At 70.5% G+C, this 16,809-nt stretch carries 15 protein-coding genes; 11 read left to right on the top strand and 4 right to left on the bottom strand.

From position 1 onward, the window contains the following. Positions 1–21: 21 nt before the first annotated feature. Genes ABZ911_RS16855 through ABZ911_RS16835 form a run of 5 tightly spaced genes read left to right on the top strand, consistent with a single transcriptional unit; the run spans position 22 to position 7,113 of the window. Positions 22–897, top strand: a complete 876-nt coding sequence (locus ABZ911_RS16855) for a sugar ABC transporter permease (protein ID WP_358056045.1) — start codon at positions 22–24, stop codon at positions 895–897. Then, positions 894–1,739, top strand: coding sequence for a carbohydrate ABC transporter permease (locus tag ABZ911_RS16850; protein ID WP_358056043.1), 846 nt, complete (start codon positions 894–896; stop codon positions 1,737–1,739). The genes ABZ911_RS16855 and ABZ911_RS16850 overlap by 4 nt, the downstream gene beginning before the upstream one ends. 25 nt (positions 1,740–1,764) lie before the next feature. Continuing rightward, positions 1,765–4,038 (top strand): hypothetical protein, encoded by a 2,274-nt coding sequence (locus ABZ911_RS16845; protein WP_358056041.1) that lies wholly within the window; start codon positions 1,765–1,767, stop codon positions 4,036–4,038. Next, positions 4,035–6,239: an FAD-dependent oxidoreductase gene (locus ABZ911_RS16840; protein WP_358056039.1), complete on the top strand. Its 2,205-nt coding sequence runs from the start codon at positions 4,035–4,037 to the stop codon at positions 6,237–6,239. The genes ABZ911_RS16845 and ABZ911_RS16840 overlap by 4 nt, the downstream gene beginning before the upstream one ends. Positions 6,240–6,243: 4 nt before the next feature. Next, positions 6,244–7,113, top strand: a complete 870-nt coding sequence (locus ABZ911_RS16835) for an NAD(P)-dependent oxidoreductase (RefSeq protein ID WP_358056037.1) — start codon at positions 6,244–6,246, stop codon at positions 7,111–7,113. Positions 7,114–7,223: 110 nt separating this feature from the next. On the opposite strand, the gene ABZ911_RS16830 is transcribed toward ABZ911_RS16835, so the two are convergent. From ABZ911_RS16830 to ABZ911_RS16815, 4 genes are all read right to left on the bottom strand, one after another. Beyond that, positions 7,224–7,673, bottom strand: a complete 450-nt coding sequence (locus ABZ911_RS16830; protein ID WP_358056035.1) for a PepSY domain-containing protein — start codon at positions 7,671–7,673, stop codon at positions 7,224–7,226. 424 nt (positions 7,674–8,097) lie between these two features. Continuing rightward, positions 8,098–8,424, bottom strand: coding sequence for a hypothetical protein (locus ABZ911_RS16825; RefSeq protein ID WP_358056033.1), 327 nt, complete (start codon positions 8,422–8,424; stop codon positions 8,098–8,100). A gap of 125 nt (positions 8,425–8,549) precedes the next feature. Beyond that, on the bottom strand, positions 8,550–9,104 hold the full coding sequence (locus ABZ911_RS16820; RefSeq protein WP_358056031.1) for a TetR family transcriptional regulator: 555 nt from the start codon (positions 9,102–9,104) through the stop codon (positions 8,550–8,552). 11 nt (positions 9,105–9,115) lie between these two features. Then, on the bottom strand, positions 9,116–9,694 hold the full coding sequence (locus tag ABZ911_RS16815) for a sugar O-acetyltransferase (protein WP_358056029.1): 579 nt from the start codon (positions 9,692–9,694) through the stop codon (positions 9,116–9,118). Positions 9,695–9,992: 298 nt separating this feature from the next. Here ABZ911_RS16815 and ABZ911_RS16810 point away from each other — a divergent pair, with 298 nt between their 5' ends. The 6 genes from ABZ911_RS16810 to ABZ911_RS16785 are packed head-to-tail and all read left to right on the top strand — an operon-like array spanning position 9,993 to position 16,692. Beyond that, positions 9,993–11,846, top strand: a complete 1,854-nt coding sequence (locus tag ABZ911_RS16810; protein WP_358056027.1) for a peptide ABC transporter substrate-binding protein — start codon at positions 9,993–9,995, stop codon at positions 11,844–11,846. Further along, a complete protein-coding gene (locus ABZ911_RS16805) occupies positions 11,833–12,870 on the top strand; it encodes an ABC transporter permease (RefSeq protein ID WP_358056025.1) in 1,038 nt (345 codons plus the stop codon). Before ABZ911_RS16810 ends, ABZ911_RS16805 begins: the two co-directional genes overlap by 14 nt. Before the next feature lie 25 nt (positions 12,871–12,895). Then, a complete protein-coding gene (locus ABZ911_RS16800) occupies positions 12,896–13,792 on the top strand; it encodes an ABC transporter permease (protein WP_358056023.1) in 897 nt (298 codons plus the stop codon). Beyond that, positions 13,792–14,793: an ABC transporter ATP-binding protein gene (locus ABZ911_RS16795; RefSeq protein WP_358056021.1), complete on the top strand. Its 1,002-nt coding sequence runs from the start codon at positions 13,792–13,794 to the stop codon at positions 14,791–14,793. Before ABZ911_RS16800 ends, ABZ911_RS16795 begins: the two co-directional genes overlap by 1 nt. Further along, entirely contained in the window at positions 14,790–15,746 is a 957-nt protein-coding gene (locus tag ABZ911_RS16790; RefSeq protein WP_358056019.1) for an ABC transporter ATP-binding protein, read from the top strand. The genes ABZ911_RS16795 and ABZ911_RS16790 overlap by 4 nt, the downstream gene beginning before the upstream one ends. A 13-nt stretch (positions 15,747–15,759) precedes the next feature. After that, positions 15,760–16,692 (top strand): LD-carboxypeptidase, encoded by a 933-nt coding sequence (locus ABZ911_RS16785; protein ID WP_358056017.1) that lies wholly within the window; start codon positions 15,760–15,762, stop codon positions 16,690–16,692. The last annotated feature ends 117 nt before the right edge of the window (positions 16,693–16,809 follow it).

Here is a 16,809-nt window from a genome sequence, read left to right as displayed (position 1 = left end):
CCCCGGCCGGGCGCCCGGCGCGTGAAGCCCAGATTCGGCCGGACCGCGGTCACCGCCCTGATCTTTCTGATCCCCGCCCTGGTGGTGTTCGGCGCGTTCTCCTGGTGGCCGATCGTCCGCGGCCTGCTGATCAGCTTCCAGCGCACCAACCTGATCGACCCGGCCGAGTGGGTGGGCCTGGCGAACTTCGCCGCGCTGTTCGCCGACCCGCTGCTGGGCACCGCGATCCGCAACACGCTGCTCTTCGTGGGCCTGGCGCTGCTGATCGGCTTCCCCGTCCCGCTGCTGCTGGCGACCGTCATGTCCACCGTACGGCGGGGCGCGGGAGCCTACCGGTTCCTGGTCTACCTGCCGGTCGTCATCCCGCCGGTGGTCGCGATCCTGCTCTGGAAGTGGTTCTACGACCCGGGCCACGGCCTGTTCAACGAACTGCTCGGCCTGGCCGGACTCGGCCCCTTCCCCTGGCTGGACTCCCCCGGCACCGCGATGCTGAGCCTGGTGCTCCAGTCCACCTGGGCGGGCATGGGCGGCGCGGTCCTCATCTACCTCGCGGCGATCGTCGGCATCCCCTCGGAGCTGTACGAGGCGGCCCAGATGGACGGCGCCTCGATCATGACCAGGATCTGGCACATCACGCTGCCGCAGCTCCGCCCGGTCATCGGCCTGCTGCTGCTGATGCAGCTCATCAACACCATGCAGGTGTTCACCGAGCCCTACGTCTTCACCGGCGGCGGCCCGGAGAACTCGACGCTGACCGTGCTGCTGCTGATCTTCCGGTACGCCTTCCAGGACGGAAACTACGGCCAGGCCGCGGCGCTGTCGTTCCTGCTGGCGATCGTCCTGGGCGTGCTGTCCGCGGTCTATCTGCGGGCAACCCGGAGCTGGAGCGCGTCATGATCTCACCGGTCGAGGAGCGCCGCCCCGCCGTACGGGCCGCCCTGCGCTCGATCCAGTGGTTCACGCTCGGCCTGCTGCTGCTCATCGGCATAGGGCCGCTCTACATGATGGTGAAGGGCGCGGTCTCCCCCTCGGCGGACCTGATCGCCAGGCCGCTCGCGCTCTGGCCGGCCGACCCGCGCCCGGAGAACTTCGTCACCGCCTGGGACGACCTCAGCATCGGCCACTACCTGTTCAACACCCTGCAGGTGGTCGGCGGGGCGTGGGCGGTCCAGCTCGTCGTCGCGGTCACCGCCGGGTTCGCGCTGTCGGTGCTGCGGCCGTGGTTCGGCCGGTATGTGTACGGCGCGATCCTGGCCACCATGTTCGTGCCGTACACGGTGTCGATGGTCAGCCTGTTCCTCACGGTCATCGACCTGGGCCTGGTCGACTCCTACTGGTCGATCTGGCTGCCCGCGGGCGCGAACGCGTTCAACGTCCTGCTGGCCAAGCGGTTCTTCGACGCGCTGCCGGCCGAGCTGTTCGCCGCGGCCAGGATCGACGGGGCCTCGACGTGGCAGTTGCTGGTCAGGATCGTGCTGCCGATGAGCCGCCCGATCCTGGCGGTCATCAGCCTGCTGGCCGTCATGCACAGCTGGAAGGACTTCATCTGGCCGCTGGTGGCCATCACCGACCCGGACAAGCAGCCGATCAGCGTCGCGCTGGCCAACCTGGCCGAGCAGGCGCCGCAGGACGAGCTGATCGCCGCCATGGCGATGGCGCTCGCCCCGCCCGTGCTGGTGTTCCTGGTCTTCCAGAAGTACATCGTCGCCGGTCTCGGATTCACCGGCGTCAAGGGCTGACATCTCATGAAAGGCGCACCCCCGCATGACCAGCACGCCTGAGGTATCCCGTCGCACCCTCATCAACCTCGCCGGCGCGACCGCGCTGGCCGGCGCCGTCCTGCCCGCCACCGCTGCGCACGCCGCCGAACCGATCAGCGTCTCCGCCGACGGCATCACGCTGCTGGCGGAGCCCGGCGGCGGCATCCTGGTCCGGGACCGGACCGACCGGATCAGGCTCAGCCACTTCATGATCAAAGACACCGTGCTGGGCCAGCAGCGCACCTTCGGCGGCACGCCCTCCCTGGTCACGCTGCCGGACGGCACGCCCGCGATCCAGGTCGACTACACGATGTCCGCCTCGGCCAAGGCGGTCAAGGTGCGCGGCGTGTTCACCGTCTCGGCGCGCCGGGCGCACCTGCGCTGGGAGGTGAGCGGCAGCGCGACGCTGACGCCGAGCGGCTTCATGTTCGCCCGGACGGTGCTCGCCCCTTCGTCCGCCGAGCGGTACGTGCCGGTGACCAGGTGGACGCGGGACGTCAGGGGCGGCGTGCCGTACGAGGTCAACGACGGCGTGCTCTACCAGGAGACCTGGGCCGACACGCAGGCGCACTTCAGGCTGGCGAAGACGACGCCGGGCTTCACGAATCCCACCTGGATCCACGCGCCCGGCGACGCCGGCAACGTGACCGAGGCCGAACTCGTGCTCGGCGCGATGCGCCCGGGAGCCGCGAACGCGATCGCCGCCTCCACCCCGCTGGGCGTCGACGCCTGGTCCGACCAACCCTTCGGCCTGTACGGCTCCGCCGCCCCCCTGACGTTGAACGCGCAGGTCGTGAACGGCGGCGGGGAGGCTCGCGAGGTGAAGCTGACCTGGTGGGCCCGCGACTTCGACGGCCGCGAGGTGGGCTGCGGCGACCTGACCAGGACGCTCGCCCCCGGCGCGGTGTGGGACGAGTCGTTCACCGTCCCCGGCGCCCCGCAGGGCATCGTGTTCACCGAGGTCAAGGCCGTCGCGGGCGCCGACGAGGCGTTCGCCAGGACCAACCTCGCCACGCTGCGGCCGCACACCTACCAGGCCGAGGGCAGGTTCGGCATCGCCAACTACACCTGGATGCTCGTCCCCGGCAAGGAGGAGGTCGCCGGGCTGCTGCGGAAGCTCGGGGTCAAGTCGGTCCGCATCGCCTACGACGGCGCGCCCGGCATCCCGCCCGCCGAACTCGACGCCCTCGGCATCACGCACAACGTGCAGCTCGGCGGGGTGATCTTCAACGGCACGGCCGAACAGATCGCCGCCTGGGCCGACGGGCGGGCGGCCACCGCGAAGGCATCGGGCGCCCGCTACTTCGAGGTCGGCAACGAGCTGAACCAGCCGTGGATGTCGGGCGAGAAGGCGGCGCTGTACGTCCGCGACGGGCTCAAGCCCATCCACGACCGGTTGCGGGGCTCCGGCATCAAGATCATGAACTGCGGTCTCGGCGGCATGGACTACAAGTGGACCGCGAACTTCCACGCGGCAGGCGGCTGGGACCTGATCGACGCCTTCGCCTTCCACCCGGGCAGGGGCAACTTCACCCCCGACTACGCGCCGCCGCCCGAGGAGTGGGAGCAGGGGTCGAACGGCACCTACTGGAACTTCCTCGGCGCGCTGCGCAAGGCCCGCCAGACGCTGGACGCCTACGGCGGCGACAAGGAGCTGTGGCTGACCGAGGCCTACGCCTGCACCAGGCCGAACCGGTGGTGGAACGACACCCACCGCCAGGCCGCCGAGAACGTGCTGCTCACGCTGGCCCTGGCGCTCTCGGAGGGGGTGGACGGGGTCCAGTGGTACCAGCCGCACGACAGCACGATCCACCACCCGCAGGAGGCCGACCCGGCCAACCCCGAGTACCACTTCGGGCTGATGAACCGCGACACCAGCGCCAAACCCGCCCTCCTCGCCTACGCGACCGCGACCAGGACCCTGGAGCGGGCCACCTTCAACCGCTGGCTGGTCTTCGCCGACCCCGACATCAAGGGCCTGCTGTTCGACACGCCCGACGGTCCCGTCTCGATCCTCTGGACCCGCAAGGACGGCTACCACCTGAACGCCGGCCACGGCGCGGACGACTTCCACCCGCACCCCGAGGCATGGGTCGACCACTGGCCGACCAAGACGTACCTGACCCTGCGCACCACCGGACCGACCGTGCGGGAGGTGGACTGCGTCGGCCAGGAGCGGTCGATCCACGCGACCGGGCGCAAGGTGCGGGTGAAGCTGGACGGCGCGCCCCGCGTCTATCACGGACTCGTCCCCGATCCTGAAAGGAAGGCCCGATGAGACAGGAAACCGTCAGTCACGACGTCACGGTGGTCGGTGGAGGTCTGGCCGGGGTCTGCGCGGCGATCGCCGCCGCCCGGCTGGGCCGTACCGTCGCCCTGGTGAACAACCGGCCGGTGCTGGGCGGCAACTCCAGCAGCGAGGTCAGGGTGTGGGTGTGCGGCGCGACCGGGCACGGCAAGAACCACCACGCCCGCGAGGGCGGCATCATGGGCGAGCTGTTCGTCGAGAACCAGTACCGCAACCCGCACGGCAACCCCTACTTCTGGGACACCACGGTCCTCGACTTCGTGCGGGCCGAGCCGAACATCTCCCTCTACCTCAACACCGACGTGCGCCTGGTCTCCGCGGCGGACGACGGGATCGAGGCGGTGACCGGCTGGATGATGGGCTCGGAGCGGCTGATCAGGTTCGAGTCGCCGGTCTTCCTGGACTGCACGGGCGACGGGCTGGTCGGCCATCTGGCGGGCGCCTCGTACCGGATCGGGCGCGAGGGCCGCGACGAGTACGGCGAGCCGTGGGCTCCCGAGCAGCCCGACGACATCACCCTCGGCAGCACGCTGCTGTTCTACACCAGGGACGCGGGCGAGCCCGTCCGCTACGTCCCGCCGTCGTTCGCCAAGGACATCACCAAGACCTCGATCCCCGAGCGGAGGATCATCAAGGCCGGGGACAACGGCTGCGCGTACTGGTGGATCGAGTTCGGCGGCGAGCTCGACACCGTGCACGACAACGACCGCATCCGCGACGAGCTGTGGTCGGTGATCTACGGCATCTGGGACCACATCAAGAACTCCGGCTCCTTCGACGCCGACACGATGACGCTGGAGTGGGTGGGCGCGCTGCCCGGCAAGCGGGAGTACCGCCGCCTCCTCGGCGACTACGTGCTCACCCAGCACGACGTGCTCGGCCAGACGCCGTTCGAGGACCGGGTGGCGTTCGGCGGCTGGTCGATCGACCTGCACCCGCCGCAGGGCATGTACGCCACCGAGGCGGGCTCCAAGCACTTCTACGCCGACGGGATCTACCACATCCCCTACCGGTCGCTCTACTCGGTGAACGTGCCGAACCTGCTCATGGCCGGACGCAACATCTCCGCCTCGCACGTGGCGTTCGGCTCGACGCGGGTGATGGCGACCTGCGCGACCATCGGCCAGGCCGCGGGCACGGCCGCGGCCCTCAGCGTCGAGTACGGCGCCCGCCCGCGCGAGCTCGACGTCGGCGAACTGCAGCGGACCCTGCTGCGGCAGGACGCCTCCATCGTCGGCCTGCGCCTCGACGACCGCGACGACCTGTGCGGCACGGCCGCCGCCACCGCCTCGGGCACGCTGACCCGGCTGGTCGTCGACACTCCCGCCGCCGCCTGGCGGCTCGACGCCGACGCGGGGATCGTGCTGCCCGCCGACCCCGCGCTGACCGAGGTGGAGCTGCTCCTCGACGCCACCGAGGACACCACGCTGACCGTCGAGCTGCACGACCCGGTGGTCGGCCAGAACTACGTGCCGCGCGAGCTCGTCTCGACCGTCGTGCTGGACGTGGCGGCCGGTGAGAAGCAGTGGATCGGCCTCGGCCTCGCCTTCGAGCCGGAGACGCCGCGCAACGCCTTCCTCGTGGTGAAGGCCAACCCGGCGATCTCGCTGCGAGTGGCCGACCGGCCGGCGCCCGGCGTGCTCTGCTTCACCAGGGTGCCGCTCAGGCCGCAGGACGAGTCGCCGCAGCCGCTGTGCGAGTGGACCGACGCCGGGCTGCTGCGCCGTACCTTCTGCCTGCGGACCGGGGAGACGGCCGCGTTCGCGGCGGCGAAGGCGCTCGACGGCTACCAGCGCCCCTACGCGGGCCCGCACATGTGGGTCTCGGACACCGTGCCCGCGGCGCTCGAACTGCGCTGGCCGGAGCCGGTGACGATCGGGCGGGTCGAGGTGATCGCCGACGACGACGTGAACGAGGACCTCATCAACCTGCACCACCACCGCACGCCGTTCGAGGTGATCCCCTCGCTGGTGCGCGACTACCGCGTCGAGGCCCTGATCGGCGGGGACTGGCGGCAGGTCGGGGAGGTGAGCGCGAACCGCCGCCGCCGCAACGCGCACTCCCTCGCCGAGCCGGTGACCACGGACGGGTTGAGAATCAGGGTGGAGTCCACCAACGGCGCGCCGTCGGCCCACCTGGTCGCGGTCCGCGCCTACGCACCCGAGGGGTAGGGCGATGAGGCGAGTACTGGTGACAGGGGCGGCGGGCCGGATCGGGCGGGTGGTGCTCGACCTGCTGGCCGCCCGCGGGACCTCGGTCGGCGCGCTGGTGCTGGAGGATCCGGGCGACCTGGCCGCCGACCTGGTGGTGGAGGGCGACGCGACGGACCCGAAGGCGGTGCGGGCGGCCCTGGCGGGCGCGGACGCCGTGATCCACCTGGCGGCGATCCCCACGCCCGAGCGGCTCCCCGCCGAGCAGGTGTTCGCGGTCAACACGCAGTCCACGTTCACCGTGCTGGAGCAGGCGGGCCTGGCGGGGGTGCGCAGGGCCTGCCTGGCGAGTTCGCAGGCCGCCATCGGGCTGCCCTTCGCGGCGCGGGAGCTGCACCCCGCCTACGTTCCGGTCGACGAGGAGCTGCCCGGCCAGGCCGAGGATCCGTACGCGCTGTCCAAGCTGGCCGACGAGTTGACGGCACGGATGATGGCGCGCAGGCACGGCATGAGCGTGGTCGCCCTGCGCCTTCCGTATGTGGGCGGGGTGGACGAGCGGCTGGGCCGGTTCGCCGCGCAGTGCGCGGCCGACCCCGGGCTGCACGCGCGCGGGCTGTGGGCCTATCTGGACACGCGGGACGCGGCCCGCGCCTGCCTGCTGGCACTGGAGGTGCCGGGGCCCGGCGCCCACGTGGTCAACGTGGCCGCTCCCGAGTCGCTGGTGCCGCAGCCGACCGAAGAGCTGCTCCGCCGCTACCACCCGGAGGCGGAGGTCCGCTCGCCGCTGCCCGGCCGTACGGTTCCCGTGGATCTCTCGGCGGCGACGAGCCTGCTGGGGTTCACCGCCGAGCACCTTCTGCCGATCGAGCCCCTCGGAGTGCGCGCCTCAGGTTAGATCGAGCGGAGTCGTCACTCGCCTTCACACTCGGCCACCAGGCTCTCCCGGTCCTTCCGTTGCGGTGGATCTCTTCTCGGGAGTGATGGCGCCGGGCGCACGGCTTGAGGTCATGGCGAGTACACGACCGAAACCAGGTGGTCGGCTCCCTCGCGTGCGTAGTGCACGATCTCGCCGGTCTTCATGGAGATGTAGACCTCATGCTCCCACTGGTCCTTCTCCAGCTCGATCTCCCAGACGTACTGGCCGTGCAGCCGCTCGCTCTCCACCCCGGTGACCGGCGCGCCCGGCACCTTCCCCTGGGCGATCCCGATGGCTTTGACAGCGCTTATATGCGGCGACGCCTTGTCCCCGAAGGCGGCTCTGGCCACGTCGGCGCCGACGGCCGGGCCGGCCCCCGGCGGTCCGGGGATCCCTGCCCGGTGAGCGAGGGAGAGGTTGGCGGAGACGGTGAGAGCCAGGGCGATGGGCACACCCGTGGCCACGACTCCAACCGCGACCAGCGCCGCCCCTCTTCGGTACATCCCGACTGTCTGGCGCTCGTGTTGACGGCCTCGCATGTGCGATCCTCCTCCTGCTCGCCGGTCGGGCTCAGCACTCCCCGGCGTAATCGTTGCGCTCTGTATATGACCAACTCTCTATTGTGATCAAACGTCTGCCTGTGCGTGTCGGGAGCACATCGTTCCCCGCCGGGGCCGTCTCAGCAGCACAAACCATGACCTTCGCGGACGGAGAACGGCCCCATGAGGCACGCTCTCGGCAGGGTGACCCCCTACTCGATCATGTCCAGGCCGATGCCGCGCCCGCACCAGCGGACACTGAGAGTGATCAAATGGAGGAGCGGCGCCCAGGGGGCCTTGAGCCCGGCTGCCGGAGTCCCGCTCCGCGCAGCGGGTTGAGGGCCTCACTGCGCAGAGCGGCTTTCACGCGAGGTTGAGGTGAAGGCGTACAGAGCGGGGGTTCGTCCCGCTCCCGTGGCAGGTGTCAGCGGGTGCCCGTGCAGGTGATGGCGTCGGAGTAGGCGCGGGCGTAGGAGGTGATCGTGTAGCCGGGCGTGAGGTGCTCGCAGGCGGCCTGGGGGCTGCCCCAGCCCACGAACTGCAGCCCGCCCGTGGGGGCCGAGGTGTAGCACTTGAGGCCGTGGAGTTCGTAGAGGCCGATCCACGCGGAGGAGTTGATCTGCTGGGCGCAGTAGCCGCCGATGGACAGCGGCCCGTGGGTCTGCGTGATCGTCTCGGCGTGGGCGGGTGTGCTGGTGGCGAGGATGGCGGCGAAGGCGGTGGCGGCGAGGGCGAGGACGCGTCGTTTCACTGTGGCAAGCCTCCTGGGGGATGTGATCCCGAGTATTTATTAGGAAACTTTCTTATGCAAGAGGCCAATGTCGTGCGACGACACCCATCGGAGTCCTAGAGGATGGTCCTTCCTGAGAGCGGCGGTCACACGGAGATGATTCGGGAGATCGCGGCCCTGATGTCGTTCGTGCTCATGGGGGCGGAGTCAAGGGCGCTGTGCAGGGCCAAGCCCTCGATGAGGGCGTCGAGGTAGCGGGCGGTCGTCGCGTCGAAATGCCGTTGCAGGGCCTTCCGGCTGCGCGCCATCCAGGCGCGGGTGACCTCGCGCAGCGCGGGATCGCGGGCCGCCAGGGTGTAGAGCTCGTACGTCAGCACCATGTCCCGGGGTGAGCCGAGCAGGTCGTCGGTGATGAGGGTGACGACTGCCTCCCGGGCCTGCTCGGCGTCGCCCGCGGCGGCCAGCCGGGCGTCGAAGCGGTCGGCGATGCGGTCGGCCAGGCGGGTGAAGGCCAGGGTGAGCAACTCGTCCATGCCTGCGAAGTGGTAGGTCATCGATCCCAGCGGCACGTCCGCGGCTTCGGCGATCTTGCGGTGGGAGGTGCCCGCGACCCCGTGGGCGGCGACGACGTCGAGGGTGACGTCGATGATCCGGTCCCGGCGGCCGGGATCGAAGCGGCGGGCGGGCGGTGTCGTGGTCATCTTCTCAGTCCTCACAGGTGCCGGATGACCCGGGCAGGGACGCCGACGGCCACCACGTTCTCCGGGATGTCGCCGGTGACGACGGCCCCGGCGCCGATGACGCTGTTCGCGCCGATGGTGACACCGGCCAGCACGATGACGCCGCCGCCCAGCCAGACATTGTCGCCGATCACGATCGGTTCGGCGGCCTCCAGCTTCTTGCGCCGTTGCTCGGGGTCGAGAGGGTGGGTGGGGGTGAGCAGCTGCACGTTCGGGCCGATCTGCACGTCGTCGCCGATGGTGATGGGAGCCACGTCCAGCGCGGTCAGGCCGAAGTTGGCGAACGTCCCCGAGCCGACGGTGATGTGGGTGCCGTAGTCGACGTACAGCGGCGGCCTGATGTGGGCGTCGGGGGCGATCGAGCCGAGCAGGCTCTCCAGGAGGGGGCGGGCGGCGTCCGGGTCGGTGGCGTAGACCTCGCCGTAACGGTGGGCCAGGGCGACCGCCCGCTTGGCGGCGACCTCCAGCTCGGGGTCGTCGGCGATATAGAGGTCACCGGCCAGCATGCGCTCGCGGTTGGTACGCGAGTCTCCGGCGAAGAGGTCTTCCATATGTACGATCGTACGCTCAGCTCGGCGGGCCCGACTCTCAAGATACTTAAGCGCCCACGCCGCCCTGCCGTACACCCGCAGCCTGAGCATATAAGTCCAGGTCAGAGGCCATACGAGAGTCGCAGTGGCGCCCTGCGAGCACGCGTGTCCCAGCTCAACGTATCGGCGCGGTCGGAGGCCTGACGGGACCCTCAAGGATTTCGATGCTCAGGGCCGTAAGCATTCACGGGTCTTAGGGTCGGGCCCTTCGGTCGCCACCATTCGTTCACACACGCATGCCGAACGACCAGGAGACATCATGAGGACAGGCAACTCGCGGCGCAGGCTGGCACTCGCCGCCTGCGCGCTGAGCGGAACGCTGCTGGCCGGCGCCACCGCCTTCGCCGCCGCCCCCGCCGCCTCGGCCACGCCCGCGCCGCAGGAGAGCACGCTGCGGGTGAAGATGTCCGGTGCGGGCATCGACACGCTCAATCCGTTCCTCGCCTTCTTCAACGGCGCCCTGGACACCTTCGGCCTGATCTACCCGACGCTGAACTCGCTGGACGAGAACGGCAAGCCGGGGCCGTACCTGGCCGAGTCGTGGACGCCGTCGGAGGACAAGCTCACCTGGACCTTCAAGCTCAGGGACGGGCTGAAGTGGAGCGACGGCAAGCCGATCACGGCCGAGGACGCCGCCTGGACGTTCAATCTGATCATGACCGACGCCGTCGCGGGCACCGCCAACGGCTCGCTGGTCAGCAACTTCGAGTCGGTCACCGCCCCCGACCCCACCACGCTCGTGATCAAGACGAAGGCGCCGCAGGCCAACGTCATCTACGTGAGCATCCCGATCAGCGGCATCCCGATCGTGCCGAAGCACATCTGGGAGCCGCAGGCCAAGAACCTCAAGGACGTCAAGAACGACACCTACCCGATCGTCGGTTACGGCCCCTGGACGCTCACGGAGTACAAGGCCGAGCAGTACGCCAAGTTCGACGCCAACAAGGACTTCGTCCTCGGCAAGCCCGGCTTCGACCACATGGTCCAGCAGAGCTTCAAGTCGACGGACGCCGCCGTCGCCGCGCTGCGCAGCGGTCAGATCGACTACATCAACGGCGTGAACCCGACCCAGTTCAAGGCGCTGCAGGCGGACAAGAGCCTGCTCACCGCCCAGGAGGTCGGCAACGGCTGGACCGGCATCGAGGTCAACTACAACGCCCGCACCCGTACCGGCAAGAAGATCGGCACCGCCCACCCGGCGCTCGGCGACCCGGTGCTGCGCCGCGCGATCCACCTGGCCACCGACAAGAAGACGCTGGTCGCCAAGGTGCTCGACGGCATGGGCGTGGTCGGCGCCGGCTACCTGCCGCCGGCCTGGCCGCAGTGGACCTGGGCGCCGGCCGCGGGCCAGGAGACGCCCTTCGACCTGGCCCAGGCCAACAAGATCCTGGACGAGGCGGGCTACACCAAGGGCGCCGACGGCGTCCGCGTGGACCCCAAGAGCGGCAAGCCGCTCAACCTGCGCCTCGGCATCCACGCCGACGACACGGCGGACGCGGGGATCTCCACCTACCTCAAGGGCTGGCTGGAGACGATCGGGATCAAGCTCAAGATCCAGACGCTGAGCATGAGCGCGCTCAACAGCGACCTGGCCAAGGGCGACTGGGACATCCTGATGGACGGCTGGACCACCGGGCCCGACCCGACCTACCTGCTCGGTCTCCAGACCTGCGCCGTGCTGCCCAAGGACGACGGCACCGGCGGCAACACCGACTCCTTCTTCTGCGACAAGGCCTACGACGAGCTGTTCAAGAAGCAGCTCACCACGTTCGACCAGGACGAGCGGGCCAAGGTCGTCGCCGACATGCAGGACATCCTGTACAAGGCCGACGTCAACCAGATGCACTTCTACGCCAACACCCTCGACGTGGCCCGTACCGACACCGTCTCCGGTCTGATCACCGGTAAGCCGGACGCCCAGGGGATGTACCCGGCGCAGACCGCGTTCTGGTCCTACCTCAAGGCCGCGCCCGCCGCCGCGAAGCAGGCCGCGGCCGGCTCGGAGCAGGGTGGCGGCGGACTGCTGTGGGCTGGTGCGGGCGTGCTCGCGGTCGCCGTGATCGGCGGGGTGCTCGTGATGCGCCGCCGCTCCTCGGCCGGTGACCGTGAGTAGCCTCACCGCCTCCGCCCCCGCGGCGAAGAAGGTCAAGAGTTCGGGCTTCCTGCCCTACCTGGGCGGGAAGCTGGTCGCGGCGGCGGTCAGCTTCTTCGTCACCCTGGTCATCGGCTTCGCGATCTTCACCCTGATGCCGTCCGACCCGGTACGGACCCTGACCAGGGGCCGGCCGACCAGCGAGGCCCAGCTCGCCCAGCTCCGGATCCAGCTCGGCCTGGACGACCCGCTCTGGGAACGCTTCCTCACCTTCGTCGGCAACACGTTCAAGGGCGAACTCGGCTACTCCTGGCAGTTCCAGCAGTCGGTCTCCTCGCTGGTGGCCGACCGGCTCGGGCCGACGCTGCTGCTCATGGGCACCGCGGCGGCGCTGTCGATCGCGATCGGCCTGTGGCTGGGCATCCGCAGCGGCTGGCGGCACGGCAGCCTGTTCGACAAGATCGCCTCCAGCACCTCGCTGACGCTCTGGTCGGTGCCGACGTTCTGGCTCGGCATGATCCTGCTCGTCGTCTTCAGCGTCGGCGTGGGCCCCATCCCGAGCCTGTTCCCGGCGGGCGGGATGAGCGAGCCGTCGCTGCCGCAGGAGGGCTGGACCCACGTCGTGGACGTGGCCCGGCACCTGGTGCTGCCCTGCCTGACCATGGTCCTGGTGGTCTTCGCCCAGTACGTCACGGTGATGCGCGCCTCGATCATCGACGAGATGGGCAGCCCCTACCTGCTCACCGCCCGCGCCAAGGGCCTGACCGACGACGCGGTACGGCGCCGCCACGCGGTGCCCAACGCCCTGCTGCCCTCCGTCACGATGATCTTCATGCATCTCGGCATCCTGGTCAGCGGCGCGATCACCGTCGAAGCCGTCTACTCCTGGCCCGGCCTCGGCTACCTGACCTACGAGGCGCTCAAGATCCCCGACCTGCCCCTGCTGCAGGGCACCTTCATCGTCTTCAGCGCGAGTGTGATCATCATGAACCTGCTGGCCGACGTGGTCTACCGGTTCCTCGACCCGAGAGTGCGAGCCCAATGACGCGCCTTCTCCAGGGCGGCGCCCGATGAGCGCCACCACCCTCGCCCCGGCCGCCCTCGAGGTGCCACGGCACCACGCCGTCAGCCGGTTCTGCCGCGCCTACGCCAAGCGCCCCGCCGGTCTGGTGGGGCTCGGCCTGCTCGTCGCGTTCGGCGTGCTGGCCCTGGCCGCGCCGCTGTTCATCGGCGACGACCAGCTCAACGTGATCAAGGTGGACGGCCCGCAGCTGTCCCCGCCGATCGACGGCTACCCGCTCGGCACCGACCAGGCGGGCCGCTCGGTCCTGCTGATGGTCATCTGGGGTGCGCGCGAGTCGCTCAGCATCGGCATCATCGCCACCGTGCTCACCGTGATCCTCGGCAGCACCGTGGGCCTGCTGGCCGGGCACTACCAGGGCTGGGTCGGCAAGGTGCTGATGCACGTGACCGACTGGTTCATCGCGCTCCCCAGCCTGCCGCTGGCCATCTCGCTGTCCGCGGTCCTCGGCCAGGGCGCGGCGTCGATCACGATCGCCATCGCGGTCACCTCGTGGACCGCGACCGCCCGCCTGGTGCGCGCCCAGACGATCGCCGTCGAGGCGAGGCCCTTCATCGAGCGGGCCAAGGTGCTGGGCGCCGGCAACACGCAGATCATGATCAGGCACGTGCTGCCCAACGTGATGCCGCTGATCCTCGTCTCCAGCACGCTCACCGTCGCCTCGGCGATCCTGTCGGAGGCCACGCTGACCTTCCTCGGCCTCGGCGACCCGACCAGCGTCACCTGGGGCTCGATGCTCCAGGCGGCCTTCGGCGGCGGCGCGGTCACGGCGGGGGCGTGGTGGTACCTGATGCCGCCGGGCATCGCGATCCTCATCATCGTGCTCGGCTTCACCCTCGTCGGCCGTGCCGTCGAGCACGTGCTCAACCCTCGGATGGTGAACTGATGGCGACCCTGCCCGGCCCGATGCTGGAGGTACGCGACCTCAGGGTCACCTACCGCAACGGCGAGCGCGCCGTGCCCGCCGTACGCGGCGTGAGCTTCACCCTGGACCGGGGGCAGACGCTCGGCATCGCGGGAGAGTCGGGCTCGGGCAAGTCGACGATGGCGCTCAGCCTGCTGCGGCTGCTGGCGCCCAGCGCCCAGGTGACGGGGCAGGTGCTGTTCAACGGCGAGGACCTGCTGACCGGCAGGTGGGCGCGGCTGCGCGCGGTGCGCTGGTCGGCGGCCTCGGTGGTGTTCCAGGGCGCGATGAGCGCGCTCAACCCGGTGCGCACCATCGGCGAGCAGATCTGCGAGCCGATCCTGCTGCACGACAAGGTCGGTCAGAAGGCGGCGCGCAAGCGGGCCGCCGAACTGCTCGACAGCGTCGGCGTGCTGTCGCGGCGGCTGGACTCCTACCCACACGAGTTCTCCGGCGGCCAGCGCCAGCGCATCATGATCGCGATGGCGCTGGCCTGCCGGCCCGACCTCGTCATCGCCGACGAGCCGACCACCGCGCTCGACGTCATGGTCCAGGCGCAGGTCCTGGAGCTCCTCGGCGAGCTGGTGCGCGAGTCCGGCATCGGCGTCATCATGATCAGTCATGACCTGTCGGTGCTGTCGCACATGTGCGAGCGGCTGGCCGTCATGTACGCGGGGCAGATCGCCGAGATCGGCCCGGCCAAGCAGCTCATCACCGATCCCCGGCACCCCTACACCCGGGCGCTCGGCCGGGCCTTCCCGACGATCGGGGACCCGGCCTCGCGGCTGGCCCCGTCGGGGCTGCCCGGCGACCCGCCGACGCCGCCCGAGCTGGCCAGGCTCAGCGAGGGCAAGGGCTGCGCCTTCGAGCCGCGCTGCCCGGACGCCGCGGCGGCCTGCCGTACCGAGACCGTGGAGTTGTGGGCGAGCGGCCCGGAGCGGGAGGCCGCGTGCCTGCGTGTGCTGGAAGGAGCCACGTCATGACGCCCGTGCTTGAGGTCAGGGACCTGATGGTCACCTACCCGGCGCGCCGGGGCGCCGCGCCCGCGCGGGCCGTGGACGGGGTGAACCTCCAGGTGGGGCAGGGCGAGATCGTCGCGCTCGTCGGCGAGTCCGGATGCGGCAAGTCCTCGCTGGCCAGGGCGCTGGTCGGGCTGGTCAAGCCGGCCAGCGGCCAGATCCTCAGGGACGGCGAACCGCTCGGCTACTCCGCCGCCGCGCTCAAGGCCTTCCGCCGCCACACCCAGCTCGTCCTGCAGGACCCGGGCGGCGCGCTCAACCCCAGGCAGAACGTGTTCGACGCGGTCGCCGAGGGCCCCAGGCTGCACGGCCTGACCGACGGCCTGGCCGCGCGGGTGCACTCCGCGCTGACCAGGGCGGGGCTGCGTCCGCCCGAGGAGTTCGCCGGGCGCTTCCCGCACGAGATGTCCGGCGGGCAGCAGCAGCGCGTCGTCATCGCGGGCGCGCTCGCCCTCGAACCGTCGGTCATCGTCGCCGACGAGCCGGTGGCCTCGCTCGACGCCTCCGTGCGGGGTGAGATCCTCAAGCTGATCCTCGAGCTGCGCGACTCGCTCGGCCTGTCCGCGCTGGTCGTCAGCCACGATCTGGGCCTGGCGTGGAACATCGCCGACCGGATCGCGGTGATGTACCTCGGCAGGATCGTCGAGACCGGCACCGTCGAGGAGGTCCTGCTGCGGCCCAAGCACCCCTACACCAAGGCGCTGCTGTCGGTGCTGCCCGACTCGGGAGGGCGGCCCGTGCTGCTCGCCGGCGAGCCGCCGGACCCGACGTCGGTGCCCGGCGGATGCCGCTTCCACCCCCGATGCCCGCTCAGGGCGGTCGAGCAGGACGCGCTGTGCGACAGCCGCGACCTGCCCGTCCTGACCGGCGACCCGTCCGTCTCCAGCCTCGCCGCCTGTCATCTCGCCGAACAGTAAGGAGCCCACACAAGTGACCACCTTCCTCCGTCCGCCCGCCCTGCGACCCGGTGCCCACGTCGCCGTCATCGCCGCCAGCAGCCCGCCGAACCAGGCCAACCTGGACCGCGGCCTGGCGGCGATGGAGGAGGTCGGCCTCAAGGCCGAGGTGTTCGCCTCCACACGGGTCGGCGGAACCGAGTACGACTACCTGGCCGGCGACGACGCCCTGCGGGCGAGCGACCTGACCAGGGCACTGGCCGACCCGGCCTTCGACGCGGTGTTCTGCGCGGGCGGCGGGTACGGCATGCAGCGCACGCTGGAGCTGGTCGACTGGTCGCTGATCGACGCCGCCAGGCCGAAGGTCGTGGTGGGCTACTCCGACGTGACTGCGCTGCTGGAGGCCATCGCGGTCAAGCTCGGCTGGGTCTCCCTGTTCGGGCCGATGGTCGCCTGCGACGGCTTCTACCAGGGGCCGGGCGAGTACGACTTCGACGAGCTGATGAAGCTGCTCTTCCACCCCGCCTCGGTCACCGAGCTGGTCTTCCCCGACGCCCGTACCGTGGTGCCCGGCGTCGCCGAGGGCCACACGCTGGGCGGTACGGCCACGCTGCTGGCCGCCTCGCTCGGCACCGACACCTCGCTGCCCGCCCGCGGGGCGATCCTCTTCCTGGAGGACGTGGACGAGGAGCTGTTCCGGATGGACCGTTACATCACGCAGTTGCGCCGGGCCACCTACAGCGACGGCGTGGCCGGCATCCTGCTGGGCACCTTCACCAACTGCGGCGAGCCGCGCGACGTGGAGCGGATGCTGGTGGAGCGGCTGAGCGACCTCGGCGTTCCGGTGCTGGCCGGGGCCGACATCGGGCACGGCATCTCCATGCAGACCTACCCGATCGGCGTCCGGGCCCAGCTCGACACCGAAGCGGGCAAGCTGCGCTTCCTGGAGCCCATCCTGACCTCATAACTCTCCGGTGCAGCGGGGGCGGCCTCGCCCCGGCCAGGCGTTCGACGCGGCCGGGGCGGGGCCGCTTCGCGTGGTACGGCCGGTCGCCGGGATTTGGGCCCCCCGCAACCCTTGACG

The organism is Nonomuraea sp. NPDC046570, from assembly GCF_040645915.1.
Classification (GTDB): Bacteria; Actinomycetota; Actinomycetes; order Streptosporangiales; family Streptosporangiaceae; genus Nonomuraea.
The sequence above is the reverse complement of the archived record's forward strand: the minus strand, read 5'-3'. Positions and strand labels throughout refer to the sequence as shown.